This window comes from Nocardia camponoti, from assembly GCF_014646135.1.
GTDB classification, from domain to species: domain Bacteria; phylum Actinomycetota; class Actinomycetes; order Mycobacteriales; family Mycobacteriaceae; genus Nocardia; species Nocardia camponoti.
In genome coordinates, this window is sequence record NZ_BMMW01000013.1 from 1 (window position 1) to 608 (window position 608).

Here is a 608-nt window from a genome sequence, read left to right on the forward strand (position 1 = left end):
ACCCCATCATCTGTAGGGGGCCTTAACCACTCAAGGTGGAGAGAAACCTCATCTTGGAACAGGCTTCCCGCTTAGATGCTTTCAGCGGTTATCCCTTCCGAACGTAGCCAACCAGCAATGCCCCTGGCGGAACAACTGGCACACCAGAGGTTCGTCCGTCCCGGTCCTCTCGTACTAGGGACAGCCTTCCTCAAGTTTCTAACGCGCGCGGCGGATAGAGACCGAACTGTCTCACGACGTTCTAAACCCAGCTCGCGTGCCGCTTTAATGGGCGAACAGCCCAACCCTTGGGACCTACTCCAGCCCCAGGATGCGACGAGCCGACATCGAGGTGCCAAACCATCCCGTCGATATGGACTCTTGGGGAAGATCAGCCTGTTATCCCCGGGGTACCTTTTATCCGTTGAGCGACACCGCTTCCACATGCCGGTGCCGGATCACTAGTCCCGACTTTCGTCCCTGCTCGACCTGTCAGTCTCACAGTCAAGCTCCCTTGTGCACTTACACTCAACACCTGATTGCCAACCAGGCTGAGGGAACCTTTGGGCGCCTCCGTTACATTTTGGGAGGCAACCGCCCCAGTTAAACTACCCACCAGGCACTGTCCC

The 608-nt window shown here is 57.4% G+C and carries 1 rRNA gene; it reads right to left on the reverse strand.

The features are described 5' to 3' along the window. Positions 1–608 (reverse strand): 23S ribosomal RNA (locus IEX78_RS24010); the annotation flags it as partial.